Origin of the sequence: Sulfuritalea sp. (assembly GCF_031426875.1) — a bacterium.
Taxonomy (GTDB): Bacteria; Pseudomonadota; Gammaproteobacteria; order Burkholderiales; family Rhodocyclaceae; genus Sulfuritalea.
Window position 1 is genome coordinate 128,711 of sequence record NZ_JASJPC010000021.1, and the last position, 17,775, is coordinate 146,485.

Annotated in this window: 17 protein-coding genes; 1 reads left to right on the forward strand and 16 read right to left on the reverse strand. The window is 65.7% G+C overall.

Annotation, left to right across the window (positions count from 1 at the left end; all coding sequences use genetic code 11):
• Positions 1 to 6 precede the first annotated feature (6 nt).
• The 9 genes from RMO95_RS10170 to RMO95_RS10210 form a co-directional block, all read right to left on the reverse strand.
• Positions 7 to 723: an ABC transporter ATP-binding protein gene (locus tag RMO95_RS10170; protein WP_310450506.1), complete on the reverse strand. Its 717-nt coding sequence runs from the start codon at positions 721 to 723 to the stop codon at positions 7 to 9.
• Positions 716 to 1,477, reverse strand: a complete 762-nt coding sequence (locus RMO95_RS10175) for an ABC transporter ATP-binding protein (RefSeq protein WP_310450507.1) — start codon at positions 1,475 to 1,477, stop codon at positions 716 to 718. Before RMO95_RS10175 ends, RMO95_RS10170 begins: the two co-directional genes overlap by 8 nt.
• Complete coding sequence (locus RMO95_RS10180) at positions 1,474 to 2,748, reverse strand: branched-chain amino acid ABC transporter permease (protein WP_310450508.1); 1,275 nt, start codon at positions 2,746 to 2,748, stop codon at positions 1,474 to 1,476. The genes RMO95_RS10175 and RMO95_RS10180 overlap by 4 nt, the downstream gene beginning before the upstream one ends.
• On the reverse strand, positions 2,745 to 3,683 hold the full coding sequence (locus RMO95_RS10185; RefSeq protein WP_310450509.1) for a branched-chain amino acid ABC transporter permease: 939 nt from the start codon (positions 3,681 to 3,683) through the stop codon (positions 2,745 to 2,747). The genes RMO95_RS10180 and RMO95_RS10185 overlap by 4 nt, the downstream gene beginning before the upstream one ends.
• A 96-nt stretch (positions 3,684 to 3,779) precedes the next feature.
• Positions 3,780 to 5,018, reverse strand: a complete 1,239-nt coding sequence (locus RMO95_RS10190; protein ID WP_310450510.1) for a branched-chain amino acid ABC transporter substrate-binding protein — start codon at positions 5,016 to 5,018, stop codon at positions 3,780 to 3,782.
• Positions 5,019 to 5,331: 313 nt separating this feature from the next.
• The gene (locus RMO95_RS10195; protein WP_310450511.1) at positions 5,332 to 6,210 is read right to left on the reverse strand and encodes a cytochrome c3 family protein; all 879 of its coding nucleotides are present in this window, start codon (positions 6,208 to 6,210) and stop codon (positions 5,332 to 5,334) included.
• A gap of 92 nt (positions 6,211 to 6,302) precedes the next feature.
• Positions 6,303 to 7,436 carry a hypothetical protein gene (locus tag RMO95_RS10200; protein ID WP_310450512.1) on the reverse strand — a complete coding sequence of 378 codons (1,134 nt, stop codon included), beginning with the start codon at positions 7,434 to 7,436 and terminating at the stop codon, positions 6,303 to 6,305.
• A 194-nt stretch (positions 7,437 to 7,630) separates the two neighbouring features.
• Entirely contained in the window at positions 7,631 to 8,542 is a 912-nt protein-coding gene (gene ylqF / locus RMO95_RS10205) for a ribosome biogenesis GTPase YlqF (RefSeq protein ID WP_310450513.1), read from the reverse strand.
• Positions 8,539 to 8,757 carry an RNA-binding S4 domain-containing protein gene (locus RMO95_RS10210; RefSeq protein ID WP_310450514.1) on the reverse strand — a complete coding sequence of 73 codons (219 nt, stop codon included), beginning with the start codon at positions 8,755 to 8,757 and terminating at the stop codon, positions 8,539 to 8,541. The genes ylqF and RMO95_RS10210 overlap by 4 nt, the downstream gene beginning before the upstream one ends.
• 179 nt (positions 8,758 to 8,936) lie before the next feature.
• On the opposite strand from RMO95_RS10210, the gene RMO95_RS10215 reads away from it, so the two are divergent.
• Positions 8,937 to 9,827: an alpha/beta hydrolase gene (locus RMO95_RS10215; protein ID WP_310450515.1), complete on the forward strand. Its 891-nt coding sequence runs from the start codon at positions 8,937 to 8,939 to the stop codon at positions 9,825 to 9,827.
• A 69-nt stretch (positions 9,828 to 9,896) separates the two neighbouring features.
• Here the strand turns inward: RMO95_RS10215 and RMO95_RS10220 are convergent, their stop codons facing one another.
• The 7 genes from RMO95_RS10220 to RMO95_RS10250 all read right to left on the reverse strand — a co-directional run bounded on the left by RMO95_RS10220 (position 9,897) and on the right by RMO95_RS10250 (position 17,368).
• Positions 9,897 to 10,109 carry a hypothetical protein gene (locus tag RMO95_RS10220; protein ID WP_310450516.1) on the reverse strand — a complete coding sequence of 71 codons (213 nt, stop codon included), beginning with the start codon at positions 10,107 to 10,109 and terminating at the stop codon, positions 9,897 to 9,899.
• A 57-nt stretch (positions 10,110 to 10,166) separates the two neighbouring features.
• The gene (locus tag RMO95_RS10225) at positions 10,167 to 10,508 is read right to left on the reverse strand and encodes a hypothetical protein (RefSeq protein WP_310450517.1); all 342 of its coding nucleotides are present in this window, start codon (positions 10,506 to 10,508) and stop codon (positions 10,167 to 10,169) included.
• A gap of 420 nt (positions 10,509 to 10,928) precedes the next feature.
• Entirely contained in the window at positions 10,929 to 13,256 is a 2,328-nt protein-coding gene (locus RMO95_RS10230; protein WP_310450518.1) for a cbb3-type cytochrome c oxidase subunit I, read from the reverse strand.
• Positions 13,253 to 14,434, reverse strand: coding sequence for a cytochrome-c peroxidase (locus RMO95_RS10235; protein ID WP_310450519.1), 1,182 nt, complete (start codon positions 14,432 to 14,434; stop codon positions 13,253 to 13,255). The genes RMO95_RS10230 and RMO95_RS10235 overlap by 4 nt, the downstream gene beginning before the upstream one ends.
• Positions 14,431 to 15,519 carry a cytochrome-c peroxidase gene (locus tag RMO95_RS10240; protein WP_310450520.1) on the reverse strand — a complete coding sequence of 363 codons (1,089 nt, stop codon included), beginning with the start codon at positions 15,517 to 15,519 and terminating at the stop codon, positions 14,431 to 14,433. Before RMO95_RS10240 ends, RMO95_RS10235 begins: the two co-directional genes overlap by 4 nt.
• A complete protein-coding gene (locus RMO95_RS10245) occupies positions 15,516 to 15,866 on the reverse strand; it encodes a hypothetical protein (protein ID WP_310450521.1) in 351 nt (116 codons plus the stop codon). The genes RMO95_RS10240 and RMO95_RS10245 overlap by 4 nt, the downstream gene beginning before the upstream one ends.
• A 71-nt stretch (positions 15,867 to 15,937) precedes the next feature.
• Entirely contained in the window at positions 15,938 to 17,368 is a 1,431-nt protein-coding gene (locus tag RMO95_RS10250; protein ID WP_310450522.1) for an aldehyde dehydrogenase family protein, read from the reverse strand.
• Positions 17,369 to 17,775 lie beyond the last annotated feature (407 nt).

Genomic DNA, 17,775 nt, shown 5'->3' on the forward strand with positions numbered 1-17,775 from the left:
CGGGATTCACACTTCCAGCCACTCCTTGCGGATGGCCGCGTTGTTTTTGAGATCGGCCGGCGTACCTTCGAACACGATGCGGCCGTGGCCCATGAGGTAGAGGCGTTCCGAGATGTCCAGCGCGATCGCCAGCTTCTGTTCGATCAGCAGGATCGAGATGCCGCGCTTCCTGATCTCCTCGAGAAACTGGCCGACCTGCTCGACGATCTTCGGCGCCAGGCCCTCGGTCGGCTCGTCGATCATGATCAGATCGGGGTCGCCCATCAAAGTTCGGCACAGGGTCAGCATCTGCTGCTCGCCGCCCGAGAGCACGCCGCCGGGCGTGCCGTCGCGTTCCTTGAGGCGCGGGAACAGCGCATACATGTCGTCGATGTTCCAGCGCCCGACCGCGCGCGGATCCTTGACCCCCAGCAGCAAATTCTGCCGCACCGTCAGGTCGGGAAAGATCGAACGGTCCTCGGGCACCAGGCCCAGGCCCCGGCGGGCGATTTCGTAGGCCTTCAGCCCAAGGATCTCTTCGCCCTTGAAGCGGATGCCGCCGCGGGCCACGACCTGGCCCATCACCGCCTTGGCCGTGGTCGAGCGACCGACGCCGTTTCGGCCCAAGAGGCAGACGATCTCGCCGGGATTGACATGCAGATTGACGCCATGCAGGACATGGCTCTTGCCGTAGTAGGCATGCAGATCGCTGACTTGCAGCATGGGCGAGGCGGCATCACTCATGGTGGCTCACGCTGGTTCCAAGATAGGCTTCCTGCACCGCCGCGTTGCAGCGAATCGCCGCCGGCGCGTCGGTGGCGATGATCTGGCCATAGACCAGCACCGAGATGCGGTCGGCGAGGCCGAACACCACGCCCATGTCGTGCTCGACCATGACCAGGGTCTTGCCTTCGGTGACGCGGCGGATCATCGCCACGGCCTCCTCGGTCTCGGTATTGCTCATCCCGGCCGTGGGCTCGTCGAGCAGGATCACGTCGGCGCCGCTGGCAATCGTGATGCCGATTTCGAGCGCACGCTGTTCGGCGTAGGAGAGGATGCCGGCCGGCGTATCGCGGCGGCGGGCCAGGCCGATGTCCTCCATCACGGCTTCGGCGCGCTGGCGCGCATCCTTGAGCCCGGCCAGGCGCTGCCAGAAGGAATAGCGATAGCCCAGCGACCAGAGCACGGCGCAGCGCAGGTTCTCGAATACCGAGAGGTTGTGGAAGATGTTGGTGATCTGGAAGCTGCGCGAGAGGCCGCGGCGCGCGATCTCGAAGGGCTTGAGGCCGACCACGTTCTCGCCCTTGAGTTCGATCGCACCGGCGGTGACGGGCAGGCGCGCGCTGATCAGATGGAACAGCGTGGACTTGCCGGCGCCGTTGGGACCGATGATGGCGTGGCGTTCGCCGCGATGGATGTCGAGATCGACGCCGCGGATGATTTCGCTGGCGCCGAAATTCTTGGTGAGGCCTTGAATCCGTATCGCGGGCGCCGTCATGCCTTGTCTCCGTGCAGGGTCGCCAGCGCCGAGTTCCAGGCCACGCGGGTGCGGCTGCCGATCCAGCGCGTCAGCAGCAAGCCCAGCGCCGCGGTGGCCAGCGCCGCCGCCCAGGGCTCGGGCGCATTCAGCTGCAACTCCATGCCCATGACCTTGGTCGCCGTGTCGCCAGCGCCAACTCCTTCGCCGGCCAACAGCGCATAGCCCATTTCGATGAGTCCGACCAGGCCGGCCAGCAGCACCAGTACGGGCAGGGCCGTGGCCAGGTAATGCGGCAGCATGCGGGGGAGCAGCCCGGCGGCCCACAGCTTGTGCTGCACCGCGATCAGGCTGGCGATGCCGCCCGGCGCCATCAGCACCATGAAGAGGAAGAACAGGCCGAAGTAGAGCAGCCAGGCGTGGGTCAGGCCGCCGATCACGATCTGCATCACGGTGATCAGGATCGCGCCGATGATCGGCCCGAAGAAGAAGCCGATGCCGCCGACGAAAGTCATCAAGAGCACCACGCCCGAGGTGTGCGCGTTCAGCGTCTCGGCCGTGACGATCTCGTAGTTCAGCGCCGTGAGGCCGCCGGCGATGCCGGCGAAGAAACCGGACAGGATCAGCATCAGGTAGCGCACGCGCTGCGTGTCGTAGCCGACGAACTCGGCGCGCTCCGGGTTGTCGCGCACGGCATTGGCCATTCGCCCCAGCGGCGTCTGCGTCAGGGCGAACATGGCGACGGTGGCCAGGAAGGCCCAGACCACGATCAGGCCGTACATCTCGACCTGCGGCCCCCAGGTGAAACCGAGGAAAGTCTGCTTGGCGATCACGCGGTTGCCCGAGATGCCGCCTTCGCCGCCGAAGAAGCCGGGAAACATCAGCGAGCAGGCGGCGACCAGTTCGCCGATGCCGAGCGAAATCATGGCGAAGGTGGTGCCGGCTTTCTTGGTCGTCACATAGCCGAGCACCACGCCGGCCAGGAGCCCGGCCAGCCCGCCGACCAGCGGCAGCAGGGCCACCAGCAGCGGGCTGCCGTCCTTGCCGATCAGGTTCAGCGTGTGCATGGTGGCGAAGGCGCCGAGGCCGTAATACACGGCGTGGCCGAAGGAGAGCAGGCCGGTCTGGCCCAGCAGCATGTTGTAGGACAGCGCGAACACCACCATGATGCCCATCTGGCACAACAGCGAAACCATGAAGCCGCTCTTGAATACCAGCGGCAAGGCGATCGCGAGGGCGAGGCTGCCGCCCCAGAGCAACAGACGGCCGCGGGAAAATATTGCGCTGTTCATGACTCGCGCGCTCCCATCAGGCCGCGCGGGCGGAAGATCAGGATCGCCACCATCAGCACGTAGGGCAGCACCGGCGCTAGCTGGGTGATGGTCAGGCGCGCCACTTGCGAGCCCTCGGGCAGCGTGACGCCGACCAGGGCGAAGACGTCGGTGATGGACAGGGTCATCGCCACCGAGAAGGTCTGGATGCAGCCGATCAGCAGCGAGGCGACGAAGGCGCCACCCAGCGATCCGAGGCCGCCGACCACGACGACGACGAAGACGATGCTGCCCACGGCGGCGGCCATGCCCGGTTCGGTGATGAAGGCATTGCCGCCGATGACGCCGGCCAGCCCCGCCAGCGCGGTGCCGCCGCCGAAGACCAGCATGAAGATGCGCGGCACGTTGTGGCCCAGGGCTTCGACCATGTCGGGCTTGGTCAGCGCGGCCTGGATGATGAGGCCGATGCGGGTGCGGGTCAGCAGCGCATACAGGGCGACCAGCATGCCGACCGAGACCAGCATCATGAAGCCTTTGTAGATAGGAAAGGAGGTGTCGAACAGGGTGAACAGCGTGCCGTCGAGTTCGAGCGGAATCCGGTAATCCACTGCGACCTTGCCCCAGATCAGGTGCACGATTTCCTCGACCAGGAAGGCCAGGCCGAAGGTGAATAGGAGTTCGGCGACATGGCCGAAGCGGTGCGCGCGGCGCAGGCCGTAGCGCTCTACCGCCGCGCCGACGGCGCCGACCACCAAGGGCGCGACCAGCAGGCCGGGCCAGAAGCCGACCCAGGTGCTGATCTGGTAGGCGAAGTAGGCGCCGAGCATGTAGAAGCTGGCATGGGCGAAATTGAGGATGCCCATCATGCTGAATATCAGCGTCAGCCCGGAAGACAGCATGAACAGCAGCAGGCCGTAGGTGATGCCGTTCAGCAGCGAAATGACGACGAACTCCACTGGACCTCCTGGCTATGCGGTTTGGGTGCGACGGTTGGGCAAATCAAAACCCGGAGGCAGTCGCTGCCTCCGGGTTGGCTCAAGCAGAAAGCTTGCTTACGGGCGTTCCATGATGCAGGAGGTCGGCAGCTGCGAATCGCGCTGCGAGACGGAGGCCAGGGTCTTCCAGCCGTAGCCGGTGCCTTCGGAGTCGTGCTTGACCGCTTTGCCGTCCTTCTTGGCAAATATCGAGATGTACAGCGGCTGCATGGCCTGGTGGTCGCTCTTGCGCATCCAGACTTCGCCGGTATCTACCGGGAAGCGCATGTCTTCCAGCGCCAGCGCAACGGCCTTGGGATCGGTCGACTTGGCGGTGTTCATCGCCTTGGCCACCATCTGCACCATGTTGTTGACGCGCAGGTAGTAGAAGTAGATGCCCGGATACTTCTTGTTGAAGTCCAGCGCGAACTGCTCGGTCGCCTTGGTCGGCACGTTCATGTGCCACTCGGTGAGCTGGATCACCTTGTTCTCGCCGGAGGCGCCCATGGCCTGCGGTGTGCCGAGGCCGCCCGCGTAGTAGGTGAAGAAGCGCGCGTTGAGGCCGGCGTCCTTGGCGGCCTTGACCAGCAGCGAGAGGTCGTTGCCCCAGTTGCCGGTGATCACCGTGTCGGCGCCGGAGGCCTTGATCTTGGCGACGTAGGGAGCGAAGTCCTTGACGCGGCCGATCGGGTGCAGGTCTTCGCCGACGATCTTGATGTCCTTGCGCTTCTTGGCCAGCATTTCCTTGGCGGCGCGGGCGACCTGGTGGCCGTGGGCGTAGTCCTGGCCGATGATGAAGACCTTCGTGATCTTCTTGTCATTTTCCATGAAGCTGGTGATGGCCTCCATCTTCATGTCGGTGTTGGCGTCGAAGCGGAAATGCCAGAAGCTGCACTTCTCGTTGGTCAGCGTCGGGTCGACCGCCGCGTAGTTGAAGAACAGCACCGTCTTGTCGGGGTTGCGCGCATTCCACTTGTTCACCGCATCGATCAGCGAATGGGCGGCGCCGGAGCCGTTGCCCTGGGTGATGAAGCGGAAGCCCTGGTCGATCGCAGCCTTGAGCTGGATCTGGCTTTCCTGGGGGCTGCCCTTGTTGTCGAAGCCGACGAATTCGAGCTTCTGGCCCATGATGCCGCCCTTCTGGTTGACCAGGATTTCGGCGGCTTCCCTGAAGCCCTTGAGGCCGCCGTCGCCGACGTTGGCAAAGGGTCCGGACAGCGGGTCGATGTAGGCGATCTTGACCTGGGCGAAGGCGCTACCGCCGATCAGCATGACACTCGCGGCAAGGGTAAGGCGTTTGACGAAGCTGTTCTTCATGGATGTCTTCTCCTGTGTGTAGTCCGGCCCTGGTCCTGGCTCCGGTGGCTGTATCATCGTGTTCCGCTTAGCGGAACATAGTTCTGTAATACACGAGAGATGATACTGATAGTGGGGTGGGCTGTAAACGATTTTTTGAGTCCCGCAGACGCCATTTGGTTCGGGCCGTCCTCATTGGGCGGCAGCCCTGCGGCAGACGGCCGCACATTCCCGAGGGGCACGGCTGGCTTTGCAATGGAAATTCAAATGCTGCACCGCAGAATAATCTGCGGCCATCCTCGCGGCTTGGCGCCGGCTCAGGAAATAGCGGAAGCTATTTGGTGTGACAGGAGAGGCAAACCGTGGCGCGCGGCTTGCGCAGGAAGGTGGCGTTGAACAGCGAGCCATTGGTGACGCCGTGGGGATCGTGACAGGAGCCGCATTCGACCGACGCGTCGGCGCCGTTGCCGTACAAGCGGATTTCGCCCTTGTCCATGCGGTTGTCGGCGTCGTCGTCGAAGAATTTCGCACCCGTGACGCTGCCGCCCGGCGTCTTCCAGTCGGTACCGTCGCCGTTTATGGTGGGGTATTTGACGCCTACCGGGTGATCGTCGCGCAGGTCGGTGCCGATCGCGGCCACGGTGAAGTCGGCGGCGCCGGCGCCGATAAATCCGGCGTTCGACGAATGACAGGCCAGGCATTCTCCTTGTTTAAGCCCCAGATGCACGGTCGCATCCGGGCCGCTGGAATTGTTCCATGAGTTGTTGAGGAATGTCGAGTTGTTCGGGGTCGCACTGTAACGCCCGGAACCCGGCATGTTCATGATCGCATCCACCGCCTGTTGTCCGTCATGGCAGGACAGGCACACCAGTGAGGCCGCCCCCGGCTGGGATGCCGTCTGGCTCAAGCTGTTGGAGCTGTAGACGGTGTAGGTCGTGTTCGGAATGGCCCGGTTCCATAGCGGCGCCCCGACATTGGTGTTGGCGGCGTGGGGCGTATGGCAGTAAACGCAGATCTCGCCATAGTCGTTGCGGTAAGGGTCCATATTGACGCCCGACGGCCCGCCCGAGGCCTGCCGCTGCGTCAGGTTGTGCCGGGTGTTGCGGATACTGTCCTGATTGGAGAACTTGCTGGTCAGGTCGACGTCGGCGTTGCTGTCGTCGGCGCCAAGGCCGAGCAGGATCAGGCCGGCGAGGTAACGCGCCGCGAGCATTGATATGCGGCGTGGCGCGCTGCGTCGGCCGGATCGATTCGGGACAGGGATTGCGTTGCGCATCATGATTTCTTCCTCCTCGGTGCCGCGGTCTAGCTTTGGCGCTGCTTGCGCGCCGCCAATTTCAGGCGCGCTTCGTCGTCGCTCAGCCAGCGAAACACTTCGATCTTCTTGAAGTACTGATCCAGCACATACAGGCGTCCGGTCTCATCGATGGCGATGCCGGCAAGCAGGGCGTAGTTGCCCGGGCCGGGGTCGCGGCTCAAGCGGCCCAGGGGCATCAGCAACTGACCGGTGGGGTTGAATATCTGCACATTGTTGAAGCCGCCGTCGCCGACATAGATATTGCCGTCGCGGTCCAGGGAGATGGCACGCGGGCGTGAAAACAGGCCGATCCCGGTTCCCGCTCCGCCGAACTGGAACTTGAATTCGCCCTTGGCGCCGAATGCCTGGATCCTGAAATTTCCCGAATCGACGACGTAGAGCGTGCCGTCGGCGGCGACCGTGGCCGCCAGCGGAATATTGAACTGCCCGGGTGCCTTGCCGCGCGGGCCGAGGCGGAAGCGCTCGCTGCCGTCGGGCGCCAATGCCACCACCTTGTGGTCGTCCTGCTCGACATTGCCGCGATCCACCACGTAGACGGTCTTGCCGTCGCCCTGCACGGCGATGCCCACGGGATTGGTGAATTTGCGGCCGAGGGCGATCGAATGGACGAACAGCCCGATGGCGTCGAAAACCATCACCTTGTGCAACTGCGGATCGAGCACGTATACCTTGCCTTCGTCGTCGAGGGCAAGGGCCTGGGGACGCTTCAGGACATTGGGCTCGCGCAGGCCGAAGCGGAACAGCCGCTTGCGCGAGGCATCGAAGACCGTGATGGCGCTTGCCGACGGTTCGGCGACATAGACGCGGCCGGCCCGGCTGGCGATCGCCGAGGGCTTGTCGAGCACCAGCCCATCGCTGAGCGGTCGCCCGCCCTGGATCGAGCGTTGCCAGCGCTCGGCATCGCTTTCCACCGTGATGTCTTTGGCGGATTGGAGGACGGTCTCGAATTCGAAGCGCGGCTGATCCGGAGGCGGGGGCCACAGCAGGTTTTGCGGGGCGGCGGCCTTGGTCTGCTTGGTGGCAACCGGCGCGCAGGCGCACAGTCCGATCAGAAGCGGGGTCAGCACCAGCCATTGCCGGAACCCGGCGGGCATCCCGGCTGTCGTTCGCAGCTGATTCATGTTCCCCCAGCGCCTTCCATGAAACTCCCTCCCCGGCCTGCCGTTGCGGTCTGGCGGCTATGACGTCGGCCTTGAATCGTTTGATCGCGAGGCACTGTACGATAAAACCATTATAACGGCAAGGTTATATTCGTCATGAGGGCGGCAGCGCCCCGCGCACCGCCGAAAGGCTGCGCCGGCGCTGTCCGGGCGGCCTATTCGGCCGCCGGGTCTTCGGCTGCGGGGGCGAGGGCGGGTTTGCCGGCCGCCAGCATCGCGGCGCGACTGGCGGGGGTTTCCAGGCTGACGCGGCCGAGCTTGCCGGCGCGGTAATCGGTGAGCAGGATCATCGCCGCCTTTTCCAGGTCGAGCTCGCCGCCGCGGCGCCCCTTGACGATGCAGCCGCGCTTTTTCGCCACCGCCTCGACCACGCCGACGCCGTCCATGCCTGCGGTGGCGAAGCCATAGCGCTCGGCCAGCGCCGCCGGGTAGCGCAGCAGCAGCAGCGTCGCGAGGAATATCGCGACTTCCGAGTCGATCACCGCGTTGCGGCCGATGGCGTGGCTGGCGGCCAGCATGAAGCCGTCGCTGTCATGCGTGATCTTGGGCCACATCAGGCCCGGTGTGTCGGTGATGCTCATGGTCGGGCCGAGGTCGATGCACATCTGCGACTTGGTCACCGCCGGCTCGTCGCCGACGGCGGCCACGCGGCGCTTGAGCAGCGCATTCATCAGGGTCGATTTGCCGACGTTGGGAATGCCCATGATCAGCATGCGCAAGGGTTTGACGCCGTCGTTACGGTGTGGCGCCAGGCTCTTGCACAGGCCGGGCACGCGCGCTGCCTCGCCGGGCTTCTTGCTCGATATCGCCACCGCCTTGACCCCGGGCTGGCTGTTGTAATGGTCGAGCCAGGCCTGGGTCGCCGCCGGATCGGCGAGGTCGGACTTGTTCAGCAGCTTGAGGCAGGGGCGCTGGCGGTGCAGGCGCAGCTCGCGGATCATCGGGTTGCTGCTGGCTTCGGGCAGGCGCGCGTCGCAGACCTCGATCACCACGTCGGTCAGGGCCATGGTCTCGGCCGCCTTCTTGCGGGCCGAGGTCATGTGGCCGGGGAACCACTGTATGGTCATGGGACGGCTTTCACGATGCGGATCTCATCGTCGGCCACGGACACCGTCTGGCCGGGGCGCAGTTTGCGGCGGATGCGGGTTTCGACCAGGCCGTCGACATGTACCTCACCTGCGGCGATCAGCGCCTTGGCGCCGCCGCCGGAGGGCGCCAGCGCCAGCAGCTTGAGCAGTACATTCAGCTCGATGAACTCGCCCTGGAGTTGAAAGTCTTGCATGGTCGGTACGCTGTGCGGAAGCGCCAATTATAGTCGCCGCCGTCTTGCCGCCGCGCCGGGCTCAAGAGTTGGCGCTGGCACCACGGCGCGCGCGCCTGGCCACATGGGCGCCGCCTTGGTCCACAATCGCGTTTGCCGGGGCCGCTGAGATGCAGGCGCCGCTTTGCCAGGGAGCAGCAATGAACTTGTTCGACTCATCGTATGAATCGCGCCGGATCGCGGTGAATGGCACGCAGATCCAGGTATTGCTCGCCGAGCGGCCGGGCAAGCCGGTGTTGCTGCTGTTGCACGGCTACCCCGAGACGCATGCCATGTGGCACCGTGTGGCACCGCTGCTGGCGGCGGATTTCGCGCTCGTCATGCCCGACTTGCGCGGCTACGGCGACTCGGCAAAGCCGCCCTCGCTGGCGGATGCCGCGAACCAGTCGAAGCGGGCGATGGCGCAGGACATGGCGGAGCTGATGACGGCGCTCGGGCATCGGCGCTTCCATGTGGCCGGCCACGACCGCGGCGCCCGCGTCGCGCATCGCCTGTGCCTCGATCACGAAGCGCGCGTCGCCAGCGCCTGCATCATGGACATCGCGCCGACCCTGACGACTTTCGAGCTGACCGACCAGGCGCTGGCCACCGCCTATTTCCACTGGTTCTTCCTGATCCAGGCGCAACCGCTGCCGGAACGCATGATCGCCGCCGACCCGGAATCCTGGCTCAGGGGCTGCCTGACGCGCTGGAGCATGGGCAACGAGCAGGCGTTCGCGCCGGCGGCGGTGGCCGAATACCTGCGCTGCTTCTCCAATGCCGATGCCATACGCGCGAGTTGCGACGATTACCGCGCCGCAGCCGGCATCGATCTGGCGCACGACCGGGCCGACGCCCGGCGTCGCGTCGGCGTTCCGCTACTGGTGCTGTGGGGAGCCCGCGGTTTCGTCGGCCGCAACTACGACGTGCTCGCGCTGTGGCGCGAGAAAGCCGCCGACGTCAGGGGCGCGGCGATCGACTGCGGCCACTTCCTGCCCGAGGAAGCGCCGACCGAGGTGGCGAATTACCTGCGGGAGTTCATCCCCGGGTAGTTTCCGTGTCGGGCGACCCGCGGCCGCCTTGCCCGTGCATGCTGCCTGGGGCGGGAGATTCCCGCCTTGTCAGCGTTGCCCGATCACATTCAGGATCTGGTACTCCATCCCGTTCAGCATCAGCGTATGCCGATAAGGCGACAGCTCATGGGCGCGAACGTGCAGGGTGGCGCGCGTCGTCAGGTCGCGCACATCGAGGCGCTCTTCCGCCGCATAGGTCTGCTGCAGCGTCGAGCCGCGCCTGTCGCATCCGCGCAGCAATATCTGATATTTGCTATTCATGGCTGAACTCCTGTGGTGAAGCGGTGGTAGCAGTGGTAGAGGTGCGGCATCCTGAAATCAATCATCGTCATCGTGGTGCCGGTGATGCTTGTGGCGCCGGCCGCCGAAGCGCTGCACCACGTAGGCATTGGCTTCGTAGGGCCGCTCGGTGCCGAGCACGACCGTCATCCCGGGCGCACCCGCGACCACGATGCCGGTCGGCAGGCTGGTGCCAACCCGCCATCCGCCGCCATCCAGCCAGAACCAGAGCTGCGTAGACGGGGCGTAATAGACCTCATGGCGTGGGTAATACACATAGCGGTACTGCTTGGCGCGATAGCCATGGGCCGGCGCCCAGGGCGGCGGATCGGCGAGCGCCACCATCGGCAGGGCCATCCCTGCCAGGAGCATCGAACTCACTGCGAGTCCAAGGAAATGTTTTCTCATCCCATTCTCCAAGCGCGCCGCTTGGTAGGCACGCAATTACGCATGTCATGGTTTGGTCCTTGTCGCCATGCCCGCGCCAATCGGTGCGTAGGCTTAACTACGCAGCGACCGTGCCAGCGCTAAAAGCCAAATATTTTCAATGGGATGGACTGTCTGATGGGTCATGGCCGCGCAGGCCTTCCGTCGCCAAAAGGCGACAGGATTTCCCTTGTTTCAGGCAGGTTGTTGATTCGAGGCGTTTTCGGCTGTCGCCGGATGGCGACAAAAGACGGCATGTGGAAAATGCCCGGATTGGCGACGTTCGCTATTGCGCCGCCCGGGGCGCCAATGCCGGCGCGAGGATCGAAGAGTTGGTGCTGGCGGGACGGCGGATTGCCTCCGGCAGCTCCGCGGCTATCTCGCGGGTGCCGCGGCGGCGGCCAGGTCCTGCGCAGCGTCGGCTGGCGCCGGCGCCTGGGCGGGTTTGAGCGAGGCCAGGCGCGTCACCACGAACCAGACCAGCGGCAGTACGCCGCCGAAAGCGAAAACGGCGCCGCCGACGATGCGCGCCCAGGTCAGCGTGCGGAAAACTTCGCCCTCGATGAATGCCTGCGAGCGCGCCTGCCACAGGCCGTGCGCGAGCACCTCGTTGAGTTGGGCGATGCCGGCCGGAAACAGGTCGATCACCACCATCAGCAGCAGACCCAGGTTGAGCGCCCAGAAGACGCGGCGCAGCAGGCGGGCATCCCAGCGTTCGGCGGCAATCAGGTAGCGGCTGCAAAAAATGATGGCGGCAATCGCCAGATTGCCGTAGACCCCCATCAGCGCGGCATGGCCGTGGTTCACCGTGAGATAGGTGCTGTGCTCGTAGTAATTCACGATCGGCAGGTTGATGATGAAGCCGAATACCCCGGCGCCGAAGAAGTTCCAGAAGTTCACGCCGATCAGGAACAGGAAGGCCTCGGCCTGGCCGAAGGCCGGCTGTCCTGCGCCGCGCCCGCCCATGGCTTGCCGCGGCGCGTTGCGGAACTGCCAGGCCTCCAGGGTGAGCAGGATCAGCGGCACCACCTGCAGCGTGGAGAAAATGCTGCCCAGGGCCAGAGTCGCCACCGGCTTGGCGTTCCAGTAGAAGTTGTGGGAAATGCCCAGCAGGCCCGAGCCGAGAAACAGCAGGGTCGCCAGGTAGATGATGCGCGAGGCGGCGGCATGGCTGACGAAACCCATGAGCACCATGAACCAGGCCAGCAGCGCGGTGGTGAATACCTCGAAGAAGGCTTCGACCCACATGTGGATCACCGCCCAGCGCCAGAAGTCGGCGACGACGAAATTGGTCTCCGGCCGCGCGACGAAGCCGGAAACGAACAGCAGCAGTACGCTGGCCACCGCATACAGCAGCCACTTCGGCAGGGTCCAGGCATCGCCCTCGTGCCACACCGCCCGCGCCAGGCGCGCGACGATGCGCAGCCACAGGGCGAAGACCACGAACAGCACGCCCTGCCACAGCTTGCCCATTTCGACGAATTCCCAGCCCTGGTTGCCCAGCAGGTTCCAGTACTCGCCGAGCAGCCCCCTGGAGCCGAGGGCAATGCCGATCAGCGTGCCGGCCACCCAGACGACGAAGACGCCGAACAGGAGGTTCAGCTCCCGCTGCAAGCCTTGCGGCGTCTCGCGCTGCGCAGCGGACAGGACGAATACCGAAGCCCCCACCCAGCAGGCGGAAATCCACATCAGGGCCAGTTGCAGGTGCCAGGCGCGCACGATGGTGATGGGCAGCGCCGCGGCGAGGTCGATTCCCAGGCTGCGGCTGATATGCAGGAAGTCGTCAAGGGTCAGCGCGCCGGCGACGATCTGCAGCAGGAAGAGCAGCGTCGCGGCGGCAAAGAATTTGTAGGTGGCGCGCTGCAGGGCTGTCGGCTCAAAGCCGTCGACGCGCGAACGAGTTGCCAGACCGGTCGCGGCGCCGGCCTGGCGCCAGCCGGCCAGGCTGCCATAGCGTCCATGGAGGAACAGCACGATGCCGAGGGCGACGATCAGGCCCAGCGCCGCGGCGACGCTCCACATCATGATCGGGGCACTGGGGCGGTTGCCGGCCAGTTCGTCATAGGGCCAGTTGTGCGTGTAGCTGTAGTCCTCGCCGGGACGCGCGGCGCCGCAGACCCAGCCGCCCCAGAAAAAGAAGGCGGCGAGATCGCGCAGTTCGGCGGTATCGGTGATGTAGCCGGCGGGATGGAAGGGCTCCTCGCCCTCGCCGCGGAACATCGCGGCATAGCGGCGTTCCAGCTCGCGCGCGGCATAGGCCTGCGCCTCGCCCAGCATCACCCGGTTGCCGGCGGCAGCGTAGCGGTTCGCCCGGATCTCCGTCTGGGTGCGGGCCTGGGCGGTGGCGAGATCGACGCCGTCGCGCGAGGCGTGATGGTCGCGCATCGCGCGCGCCATGGCGTGCAGGGCATCGGCGGTGAAGTCGGGACCGCGGCCGGCGCCGTCGCCGAACATCGAGCCGTAGTTCATCAGGCCATACTTGAGGAACACGATCTGGCCGCGCGTGATCGCGGCAGCCGGCAGCAGCGTCTCGCCGGACTCCGCAACGAAATCCGGAATCGGCGGCGCGTCCTGGTAAGTGCGCGTGCCGACGTAGATCATGCTGCCCAGACCGATGATCAGCACCGCGGTCAAAGGCAACCACCAGTTGCGCCTATCCATCACCAGGCGGTTCCAGAAGTTGCCGAGCAGATGCCGACTCATAAGCTTCCTTTGGCGGCAGGGGCGGGCGCCGCACAGTCGGTGCTGACGACACCGTCCAGGGGCAGGATCGGCGGCAGCTCGGGGACGGCGACGAGCAGCGGGCGCTCCATGCTCAAGGCTTCGAGAAACGCCACCAGGTCGGTCTTTTCTTCGCTGCGCAGGCCGAGCGGCTTGAGCAGCGGCGACTTGTTCGCTGTCTCGCCGCCGCCGGCGTCGAAGAAATCCACGACCTCGCGCAGCGTCGCGAAGACGCCGTTGTGCATGTACGGCGCGGTGTACTTCAGCTCGCGCAGGCTCGGCGTGCGGAACTTGCCGATGTCGGCCGGATCGCGCGTGCGGTAGTAGCGACCGAGGTCTTCGTCCCGATTGCGATACACGGCGCGCGGCACGTCGCGCTGGCGGTTTTGCCAGCGCACGGCGATCTGCACCCGCGGATTGGAGTCGAACAACTGCTGGCGCGGGACCCCCAATGCATGGAAGCCTTCATCGCTGGCAAGCGCGCCGTGATGGCACTGGACGCAGCCGGCCTTGCCCTCGAACAATGCCAGCCCGCGGCGGGCGGCCGGGGACAGCGCAGTCCGGTCGCCCGCCAGGTGGCGGTCGAAGGGCACCTGGCGCGGATCGGACACCAGCGTGCGTTCGAACGCGGCGATCGCACGCCAGGCATCGTCCAACTGCGGCCACTCGCTGCCGAACACGCGACGGAAGCGCTCGACATAGTCCGGGATCAGGCGCAGGCGCATTTCCACCATGAAGGCCTTGCCGTTGCCTTCGACCGGCGCCTGCATCGCCGAGCGCGCCTGGATTTCCAGGCTGTCGAGCGTGCCGTCCCACATCAGATGCCTGAAGTAGGCGGCATTCAATACCGTCGGATTGTTGCGCCACAGGCGATGCCCGGGATAGCCGGGCGCCAGTGCTTCGCTGTGGCTCCAGCCGTGCTGCGGCAGGTGGCAGGACGCGCAGGAGGTGGAAGCGTCGCCCGACAGGCGCGCATCGAAGAACAGCAGACGCCCCAGGGCGATCTTTTCCTCGCTCATCGGGTTGTGCGCAGGCACCGGCACCGCCGGCAGCGAGGCCAGGGATGCCGGCCCCAACAAAGGCGATGGCGACGGCGACGGTGCCCAGGCGGCTGCGGCAAGCGCCGCAAAAGCCATGGCGATGAACGCAAGCCTTCTCACCACCGTCTCCCGTCCACCGCATTGTAGTCGTGGGCCGGCGGTTCCGCGACCTTCTCCAGCGGCGCGGAAAGGGCTTGCAGGAAGGCCACCAGCGCCCTCCGTTCCTGCTGGCTGAGGCCCAGCGGGCGCAACTCGCTGCCGGGGCCGCCGCCGCGATCATGAAAGTCCACCACCTCGTCGAGGCTGCCAAAACGGCCGTTGTGCAGATACGGCGCGGAGTGGTTCAGGCCGCGCAGGCCGGGCGTGATGAAGCTGCCGCGCTCGGCCGGATCCTTGCTGATGGCATAGACGCCGGGATCGCCGCGCGTCGCCATCGGGTTGGGCAGTTTATGCAGTGCGACATGGCGCAACAGGCTCACGGTGCGCAAGGGCTCGCGCATCAACGCCGGATGCTCGGGCACGCCGAGCCGGTGCGGCTTGCCGTCGGAGAGCAAAGGCCCGTGGTGGCAGGCCACACAGCCGGCCTTGCCGGTGAACAGGCGCATTCCCTGGTCGGCCAGGGGCGGCAGGCCGGCTTCGCCGCGCAAGGCGGCGTCGACCGCGCTGCGGCCGAAATCCAGGGTCTTCAGGTACTCGCCGATTGCCAGGAAGGCCTGTTCGCCGCGCGGCTCGCTGCGCTCGCCGAAGGCGCGCCGCCATAGCGCGAACAGCGGCGGCATCTGGCGGATCCGTTCGGCGATGATGCCGGCATTGCCGTTCATGAACTGCGCATCGAGCACCATTTCGCGCACCACGGCGGTCAGCTCGGTGCCGCGGCCGTCCCACATCAGCCGCGGCTTGAGCCGCACCGAGAGCAGGCCGGGCGCGTTGCGAAAATACTCGGTGCCGTTGTAGCCCCGCGACAGCGGCTCGCCGTCGGCAAAGCCCCGTGCCGGAATATGGCAACTGGCGCAGCTGCGGCTGCCGTCTCCCGACAGGCGCGGCTCGAAGAACAGATGTCGCCCCAGGTCGGCCAGTGCCGGGTCGACTTTCGCCGGCGCCGGCAAAGGCTGCAGCTGCGGCGCCTCGGCCTTGGCTGCCGACCAGCCGGCGGCAAGCAGGCACAGCATCGGCAGCGCACGGAAAGTTTTTTGCAGCCAGCTCATCGCGGACCCGTGTACTGCAGGAAAGCGGCATTCTGGAGCACCACCGGGCAACTCTTTTTCCAGCTCAGGATCTCGCTCAGGAGCAGGGCATTCTGTTCCTTGCCGAGGGGCTTGCCGCCGTTGTCCGGGACGCGAATGAAAAACATGCGGCCGCTTTCGGTATGCGCAAACTGCCCGACCAGGAAGGGCGCCTGTCGACGAATCGCTTCGGGCGGGAAATGGCATCCCATGCAATTGAGCGCATACAGCGTCGCCGCCGCCTGTTCGGCAGTCTCGCCGCGCACGCCGGGAACTGCCAGCAGCAGCGCCGCGGCCAACACCAGGCGGGCCTTCGACAAGTGCGGCATGTTGGATCTCCGATCCGCCACGTCCGGCGCCGCAGCCGGTACCCGCCATGCGGCAGCTACCGGCGTTGCGCTCACTTCTTCAGGCTGATGACCTGCGGCTGAGTCACCGCTTTCAGCCCGTCGACACCGAACTCGACGCCGTAGCCGGAACCCTTGATGCCGCCGAAGGGCACCATGGGGTGGATCATGCCGTGCTGGTTGATCCACACCGTGCCGGCCTGGATGCGGCTGGCGACGGCCCTGGCCGCCTCGATGTCGTTCGACCAGACCGAGGCGCCGAGGCCGGCACGCAGCCGGTTGGCGCTGGCCACGGCGTCATCCACGTTGCGGTACTTGATGATCGGCAGCACCGGGCCGAACTGTTCCTCGTCGACCAGCCTTGCGCCGTCTTCGAGCCCCGTCACCAGGGTCAGCGGATAGAAATTGCCCGGTCCGTCCTTGGGCTTGCCGCCACAGACGATGGTGGCGCCGGCCTGCTTCGCGCTCTCCACCAGGTCGACCACCTTGTCATACTGCATGCGGTTCTGGATCGGCCCCATGACCATGCCTTCCTCCATGCCGTTGCCCATCGGCATCGCCATGGCCAGTTCCTTCAAGGCCTCGACGGTCTGGTCGAACAGCGATTCGTGGACATACAGGCGCTTGGCGGCGGCGCAGGTTTGCCCCATGTTGATGAAGGCGCCCCAGAACAGGCCCATCGCCATGGCCTTCAGGTCGGCGCCGGGGAGGACGATGGCGGCATCGTTGCCGCCGAGTTCCATGGTCGTCGGCACCATGTTGCGCGCCGCGGCCGCGGCGATTTTCGCCCCGGTATTGGAGGAGCCGGTGAACATGATCTTGTCGATGCCCGGATCGCCGACCAGCCAGGAGCCGACTTCGCCCGGACCGCTGACGGTGTTGATCACGCCCGCGGGCAGCAGTTCGCCGATCACGCGCACCAGTTCCAGCGTGCCGATGGTGGTGTATTCCGAGGGCTTGATGACGACGGTATTGCCAGCGCGGATCGACGGGATGATCTGCCAGATGGCGATCAGCAGCGGCCAGTTCCAGGGAGCGATGGCGGCGACCACGCCGAAGGGCTTGCGGTGCACTTCGTCGCGGCGGGTATCGTCCTCGAACACCACGTCCACCGGCAGGTCCAGGCTGGCCGGAACTTGCGTCCACACCTCGCAGCCCCAGAGTTCGAAGCGCGCGCCCGGCACCTGATCGGGACCGAGGCCGCCGAGGGGCTTGCCCTGCTCGCGGGTGACCCACTCGGCAAGGTAGGGCGCGTTCTGCTTGATTGCCTCGGCCAACTGCATCATCAGCGCCTTGCGTTCCGCATCGGGACGCGCCGCCCATGCCGGCTGGGCCGCGTGGGCGGCGGCGATCGCCGACTTGACCTGCGCCGCGGTGGATATCGGGGCGAGGCCGAGGACTTCGCCGGTTGCGGGGTTGCGCGATTCGAAAGTCTGCTCCGAACCTACGGGCTGGCCGTTGACGAAATTCAGGTAGGTCTTCATGGCGGGTCTCCAGATGTTGGTGTTATTAGGTGAAATCGGATGCTCAGGCCAGGCCGCCGGCGCAGGCATGCGCGGCGAAACTTTGCCGGACAGCCGCAGCGTTGCGACCACCCGATGGGCACGGTGACTTGACCTTATCAACACTGGAAAGCCGGCGTTATCACAATTCGGCAATCTGCTCCGCATCGAGGCGACGAGCCGGATGCTCGCAGCCAGTCCCTGAAAACCATTCCAATGTAATGGTCTATTATCAGGCCAGGAAATGACCGTTCGAGCCTGTCCAGTCCTGGCTCGGATCGTGAAAGTACTTGTTGCGGTGCGACATGAAAAGGTAGTTCGCGGCAGGCTGAAAATTGCCGAAATTGGATAACGTATCCAGTATCCACAACCTAGTATCACCCTCGGAA